Genomic DNA, 6677 nt, shown 5'->3' on the forward strand with positions numbered 1-6677 from the left:
TCAATTTCCTCCTGATTGTTGAATCCACAGCAGTTCGGAGTAGCCTAGGCTGCAAAGACGTTTTACCCCCTCTAGCGCCTTACCCGGCTTGGACTTAGGATCATCGATAAACAGAGGTGTAGGTCGCTCTAAGTAATAGACACTACCTGGAGGTGCTGCAAACATCTGGGGAGCCGGAATACTGTTACGCTGAGTAGCTGGCAAAGCCCTTTGATTTTCATTTTTGGTATCCCGGATGCGGCAACTAATCAGCACGGGTTTGTCAGTTGCTACGCCCACCAGAGAACCTGGTGTTTGATTTCCATTGACTGTGTGTGCCAACTTCCATTCCCAGGGATAAGCGCGACACGTCGCCTGTCCATTGTTTGAGCGCTCAAACACTCCGGGTGTCACAAGATATGCCAGCGATCGCGCCTGCTCACTTTTAGGATCTTGCTGCGCGATCGTGCTTGCATTCTTGAAGTTCTGCTGCGATCTCATGTGTAGCTCTTCCCATTGCTCACCCAAACTATTGCAGCGTTGCAGCAGAACACGGTGTCCTTCACCGCCTAACCGCATAATTGCAGATGCAGGAATTGTTTGATCGGTTTGAATTCCAATCGCCAAACTCCAACTCGCTTTCAGCCGCACTGCATTCTCAACAAAGTAACCATCGGCATCTTTCACTTGGCGAGTGCCTGGATCAATGGCATTGTGAGAGCGTGTCTCAATACTCCAAGGCTGATCTTCTCCCTCATGCTCCAATCTCCAGGCGTCAGGCTTGATTTCTCCTGTCTTTATGTAGTTCAGAACCAACTCACAAGGTAGATATTGACGATAGGCGGTCTCAGATTGACCTGAAGATGCGTCATCCTCCTGGCTTGAAGAAGTATGTGTAGGTTTCACTAAAGGACAGGGCTTGGCGCGATCGTATTCCAACTGGCCCTTAAGCGGATGTCCTTCAGCCCAGTCAAGCGGCACTAGAGGCGTTTTCTTATCGAACCCCAAAGGTCGCGGAAAGTAGAGCGTCTGCCCATCGCGACAGAAAAATGGACCTATGAGTTTCACGCTTATTCGATCGCCTAGTAGTCCGCGAATCGCACCCGCGATTGCATGTCCATTAGGGGGAAAAGTACTGCCAGCCCAGGCGCGTTCTCCTGGGGTAAATGGCTTAGCATCCCGAAACATCAGTACATCAAGAGGCGTAATGGTGTACCAGTGCATCACTTTTCACCTCCAACCTTGATGTCACGGTTACGCAGGGTAAAGGCAGCAAGTTTAAGCCAGTTTTGGATTTCGCGATCGCGTTTTTCTTCAATGCTCATCATCCATAGCGTTGTGAAAAATTCAGCCAACGCTTTCTGAAACTTGCCTTCCACATCAGTGCTTAGGGCTTCCCGGCGCAAACAGAATGCCTGCGTCCAAGGACTAATCGCCTCCAACATGGGAATGGGATGCTGTTGCCAAACTTCAGCGGCTTGCTCAAATAGCGCTGGTTCTAAATCAGGAATTGCCGTCAACAGCGACCGCCACTGATTGAACACATTAAACTTACTAGTTGCCGTTAAAATATTGCCATTGCCATAAAGCACTCGAATTTGCACCGCATCTTTTTTGTCGCCATTTGCTGCAATGTGTTGCTTTGCACCATCTTTTTCGGCAGCCCAGAGGTTTTCAAGAGCGATCGCCAGCGGCACTGAATGATGGGCAATCACCATGCCAAAGCTAATGCTTGCCTTACCACCCATTGTGAACAGAGGGCGGGATGCAAGCATTGGGTGACCTTCACTATCTTTAGGCATCTCACCTTTGTTCCACTGCCAGTAATCTCCCTCATTCTTAAACTCCTGATGCTCTCTATCTTCAGCCCCTTTAAAGCATTGGCAAATATCCCACAGCCAGCTATCCCATTCCCATAGATTGGTGTATGCCAGAACATCATCACCACCACTGTAAATCAAGCGTCCAGCGTAGCGTTGTTCGGTCAGGTAAGGCACCAGTTGGTTAGAGAAATCCAATAATGCCCGCGAAAGTGCTGCGTGAGTTGCGGGTCCCATTCGCTTTTTGCCTTGGAGAAATGCTTCAACCCCTTCCCATTTGTTCCTAGCTTCAGGCTCTGGGTAACCTTCCGGTACATAGGTCTTGTAAGCCTTTAACTTGACACCCTTAAGCCACTCTCCCATGTCGTCGCCATCGCCTGCTGCTAGTACATACCAATCGGTTGGATTAGCTCCCGCTGGAAACTTCGATTGAATGAATTTCTGTAGTTCTGTCTGTTTTTTCTTCAGAGCTTCCTTATCCTCAATCGGACAATCTTCAATCAACCAGCCATCATTCAACAAGCGAGGATGGGGAAATCGGCGACGTTGCGGGCTGTCGTCAATCCAGGGAATTCCCCAGCGTTCATCTTTAGCATTCTGTGCCCAATCGAATTGGGTGCAGATTTCGTTTCCAATGTTGCAATAGTGTTCAATTGCTGCGTTGTCCTCTCTCCGCTCTAATTGGTGCAGTAACCCGGCAACTCCCACTGTTAAATCTGGATAGGCGGCGGCTAGATTTTTATCCTTTAATCCCAGCAGTTCAGGTAGAACTCTTTTCAATCCGCGCTTCAGGACTTCGGTCGCATTCAGTTCTTCTCGCCCATCGAACCACCCACGCTCTTTCTGCCAAAATTTGTGCGTCTCAGATTCTGTTACCCAATCGACAGGCTTCCCCTTGTCGTACTGTTGCAGATGTAAGACTGCACCAACTCCTGAAACGGTTGATCTTGGACCGAAAACTGACGGCAATTCCCAGGTTCGGGCATTTTTCACACCCGCTAAGTTGTGGCGAAGTTGATCAAACACCTTTGCCCACCACAAACCAACATTGAACTGCTTATATGTTGAGAGTTCCGCTAGCGTGGGGCAAGTCTGGTCGTGGAAAGCAGACGGATTCCATATCAGAGTTGATGGATCAATTGCCTGGTCAGAAATTTTCGATAGTTGACAAAATTCATTTTGAGCATTTGCCCACGTTAAGAACTGTTTTTTGATTTGGCTTAACTGCTTAATCTCATTGGGGTTGGACTTTACACCAGTTAAAACTTTCCCTTGCCCTCGACTTAAGACATTGGACCCTTCTGGCTTAGGTAGTGTATGTCCCAACGGTAAGGCTGTCCAGTGAGTCTGCCACTGATGTTTAAGCCAACCGTCCCACAGGCGAACGCGGGCTTGATTGACTTCTTCAGTTCTGGGTAACTTCTGCCAAACTTTATTTCCAAGTTCCAGCCATGCTTCTCGCAGAATATTTTCAGCGATCGCTAGTGCATTTCCCTTCCGATTAGAAACTACATGCTTAGGCAGAACCGCTACCAAAACATTCGGAAAACCTGCCGTCAGCAATTGCTTAGGAGACGGTTCATCAATCCACTTATCAAAATCCGACCATCGCTGTCTTAACAGCCAGTGATCAATTAAGGGTTGGGCATACAAACTAGGGTAGACCAGCGAATCAGGACCATACTTACACGCCCATTTCCAGCACACTTTAGCAGAGAGGTAGTGTAACAGCCATGACCCAGCCCAAAAGTCTTGCATCTTACGACTGGCTTTGATCATCTCCTGCACCGGAGTCATACTAAAAATGGCTAGGTAGGGACGTGATTGATCAGAGTCATCTTGCTTAACTAAAGTGCCAGCTAGCGATGAGACTGAGCTGTTGTGACTCCATACAGAACAATCAGGGATGCGGGTATCAGCAGGCAGTAGTGCTGTATTTTCACCAAATTCTCTTGCCATTGCTACAGGTAAACAGCGCCATAGCCACCAAAACGCCTTTTGATGTTGTTCTTCTTCTGACAACCCTTTTAGCAGGGGAAAAAGCTGCTCCCGAATAATCACGGCTGCTCTGCCGTCTAATTCCTTGTCCTGTCCAGGATGAGCGTTTGTGCGTCCATCAATAACCACAAACTGAGGATTACCAGATAGCAGATGACTCACATGTAACCCTTTGGCATGAGTGTAGTCAACGTGACCACGTTCGTTGTCTTGATCCCAAGCGGGACGATCACTGGCGGCCGCAATGAAGTCAGCCTCTTTTATTTGTTGTTTGAGATCTGCTGGATTTGAGTTGCCCAACTCTTGTAAAACCTCTTCCCAAATTTTTTGCTGGGTTTTGTTCTTGTCGCTTTTGTCCTTATAAAGGCTTTTCATTAAAGGATCATGCAACAATCCCCAAATTTTGGCTTGCCAGAATGCAGATGTAGAGGACGTGAGCACAGGCGAATTCTCCCTAGCAGGTTGCTCTTGCATTACAACTGTAGCCAGAGTGCCCAAGTAAATCCTAAAGAAAACAAATATTCATTGCCTCTTTACTAAAAAAGCTGGGCACTTTACTGGAAGGACATCTGAAGCGTTAGATAAATATAAAAACAATATTTTATTTTGCTTGACAATTTCTTATGGCAAAAAAGCCTGTTACTCATCCTTATTCTGACCAAGCTGCCTTCGATCGCCTGATGGTATTGCTCACTACCCTGATCAAGCACCCAGGAGTGAGCAGTCGGGATGCCAAACAAACTCCCCATCAGGATGCCCTGGAAGACTTGCATCAACACATGCAGAACACTGCCCAAGCTGTGGGAATTCCCCTCGCTGCCTGCGCCTTGTCGACGCTACGCAAAGACCTGGCAACTCTACGGCACTACGGTGCTCTTGATCGCAACCGCTATGACTGGGGCTATTACCTGGGCACCGGGGCGATGGCGCAGGAAGACTTACCGTTGGTGCTCAATGCACTGGCATCTCAAGCCACCTACCAGGGTGACGCCCGGGTAAGGCGGCTATATCAGACCCTCAGCCAACGGTTTAAGCGGCTCAATCTGGAAAGTCAAGGACAGTTGTTTTATCCTGTGCGGGCGCATTTCAACCGAGCGATCGTCCATACAGACCCGGATGAAATGCTGCGTAAGCAGGAGAACCGGAACACACTCTTTCACGATCTGGAGACGCTGGAACGGGCGATCGTCCAGGGCTTACCAATTGAGATTTACCTGTCCCGCAACCTTTACGCTGGAAAAGTTAGCTACCGCCAAGTCTATCCACTGCAATTGCTTTACTATGACGTTGCCTGGTATCTCGTCATGGAAGATGTTTCCAACGGACATCTAGCTATTTCTCGGCTGGATCGGTTCACACAATATCTAAGAATTCTGGATGCTACTGGACGTGGATTGGAAGCACAGCACCGAAGCTTACAAGTTACTCATCAGCTTCTGAGAAACGGCTGGGGATTAAATTTGGGAAATCCTGATGAACAACAAATGGAACGACAAGGGACGCTGCCTCTGCTCCCAGTGAAGGTCCGCTTCTTTGCTCCTACTTCTCGATTCATTCAAGAGGGAGAGCGCCGACATATCAAGCAAAAGATTCTGCCTGGACCCAATGATGAGAAAACAGGTGAGCCTGCTTATGTGGACTATGTGGTGAAGTTACCAGAGCGATCGCTGAACGAGTTCAGCTTTTGGGTGTTTCGGCACATGGAGAACGCACAGGTGCTGTCACCGCCAACCTTAGTTGAGAAGCATCAGCAAGCGATTGCTAAGCTAGCCACTCGATACACCTTACAGGAGAATCTGAATGGGCATTGCTGAAAGAGCCATAACTTGAGCAGGAAGAGTCACTTAACAAATACTTCAAACAGTGAGGACACAAGCGTAGCGAATACTTCCCGGGACTAGGAGGATTAATAATTGGTCGGTGTATAGCAAATCGAGTGCAAAGATTCAGATGCCTAATATCAACAATTGGGTGAAATTCGTAAGCTTCATAATGATGCTGTTCACGAAGGGCAGGCAGTTACACGAACTGATTTCCAATCCCGTTTGAAATGGAAGCAAGATGAAATTATGAGGGCAATGCAGACGGTTTTGCAACGGGTGAGCGCAAAGCAAGCCATTGTTCCTGAGCCGTTGTTATTAAAGTCTCTGCATCAGTGGGGCTTAACTCAATTGAGCTAACTCAATTGAGAAATTGCAAATGGAATCGCAGCAATGGCAACTTGTGAATTGCAGAACCAATTGCGACATCGACGAAAGCTAGAACGAATTAACTAACGGATTAGAGAATTTACAGAATAATTTTGTACTAAGCCCAAAAAGTTCCGCAAATGCCGCTCCTGAAATGATTCAGCCTCTCTTGAGAATTGAAGTAGCACAAGAGGATTTTTATGGAATCGCTGTACATTTCTCAGCAAGGCTGCTATGTGTCGCTGCGACAGGATTGTGTAGTAGTAAAGCAGGGCAAGACTGTTCTGCAAGAGGCGCAGTTACCCATGCTGGAACAGATTCTTGTTTTTGGTCAGTCGCAGTTAACGACCCAGTTGATCCGGGCGTGCTTGTTTCGCAGTATTCCGATCGTCTACCTGTCACGCATGGGACGCTGCTATGGACGGGTGCTACCCGTGACGAGCGGCTATCGATCGCTGGCACGACAGCAATATGCCTTATCGGAAGAGATTCGATTGGCGATCGCGCGACAAATTGTAGTGGCAAAACTGAAGAATAGTCGAGTGATTTTGCAACGGCAGCAGCGGCGGCAGGGAAATGCAGAATTATTGGGAGCAATCACACAGTTGGCACAATTGGTGCAACAGATAGCACAGGCCTAAGTACAGGACAAAAATTGTAGGACATCGAGATACTCAGCCTTGTAGCTATC

Annotated in this window: 4 protein-coding genes; 2 read left to right on the top strand and 2 right to left on the bottom strand. The window is 47.9% G+C overall.

The window, feature by feature from the left end; all coding sequences use genetic code 11:
• Complete coding sequence (locus AC5I6P_RS04890) at positions 1-1203, bottom strand: type III-B CRISPR module-associated Cmr3 family protein (RefSeq protein WP_495692637.1); 1203 nt, start codon at positions 1201-1203, stop codon at positions 1-3.
• Complete coding sequence (gene cas10, locus AC5I6P_RS04895; RefSeq protein WP_495692632.1) at positions 1203-4271, bottom strand: type III-B CRISPR-associated protein Cas10/Cmr2; 3069 nt, start codon at positions 4269-4271, stop codon at positions 1203-1205. The genes AC5I6P_RS04890 and cas10 overlap by 1 nt, the downstream gene beginning before the upstream one ends.
• Positions 4272-4420: 149 nt before the next feature.
• Here cas10 and AC5I6P_RS04900 point away from each other — a divergent pair, with 149 nt between their 5' ends.
• Positions 4421-5611 carry a helix-turn-helix transcriptional regulator gene (locus tag AC5I6P_RS04900; RefSeq protein ID WP_495692633.1) on the top strand — a complete coding sequence of 397 codons (1191 nt, stop codon included), beginning with the start codon at positions 4421-4423 and terminating at the stop codon, positions 5609-5611.
• 575 nt (positions 5612-6186) lie between these two features.
• Entirely contained in the window at positions 6187-6627 is a 441-nt protein-coding gene (gene cas1, locus AC5I6P_RS04905; protein ID WP_495692634.1) for a CRISPR-associated endonuclease Cas1, read from the top strand.
• Positions 6628-6677: the final 50 nt, after the last annotated feature.

It is taken from the genome of Myxacorys sp. (genome assembly GCF_059501405.1).

Coding starts and splice junctions, on each gene's coding strand:
- AC5I6P_RS04890 (WP_495692637.1), bottom strand. CDS start 1,203: ATGCACTGGTACACCATTACGCCTCTTGATGTACTGATGTTTCGGGAT.
- cas10 (WP_495692632.1), bottom strand. CDS start 4,271: ATGCAAGAGCAACCTGCTAGGGAGAATTCGCCTGTGCTCACGTCCTCT.
- AC5I6P_RS04900 (WP_495692633.1), top strand. CDS start 4,421: ATGGCAAAAAAGCCTGTTACTCATCCTTATTCTGACCAAGCTGCCTTC.
- cas1 (WP_495692634.1), top strand. CDS start 6,187: ATGGAATCGCTGTACATTTCTCAGCAAGGCTGCTATGTGTCGCTGCGA.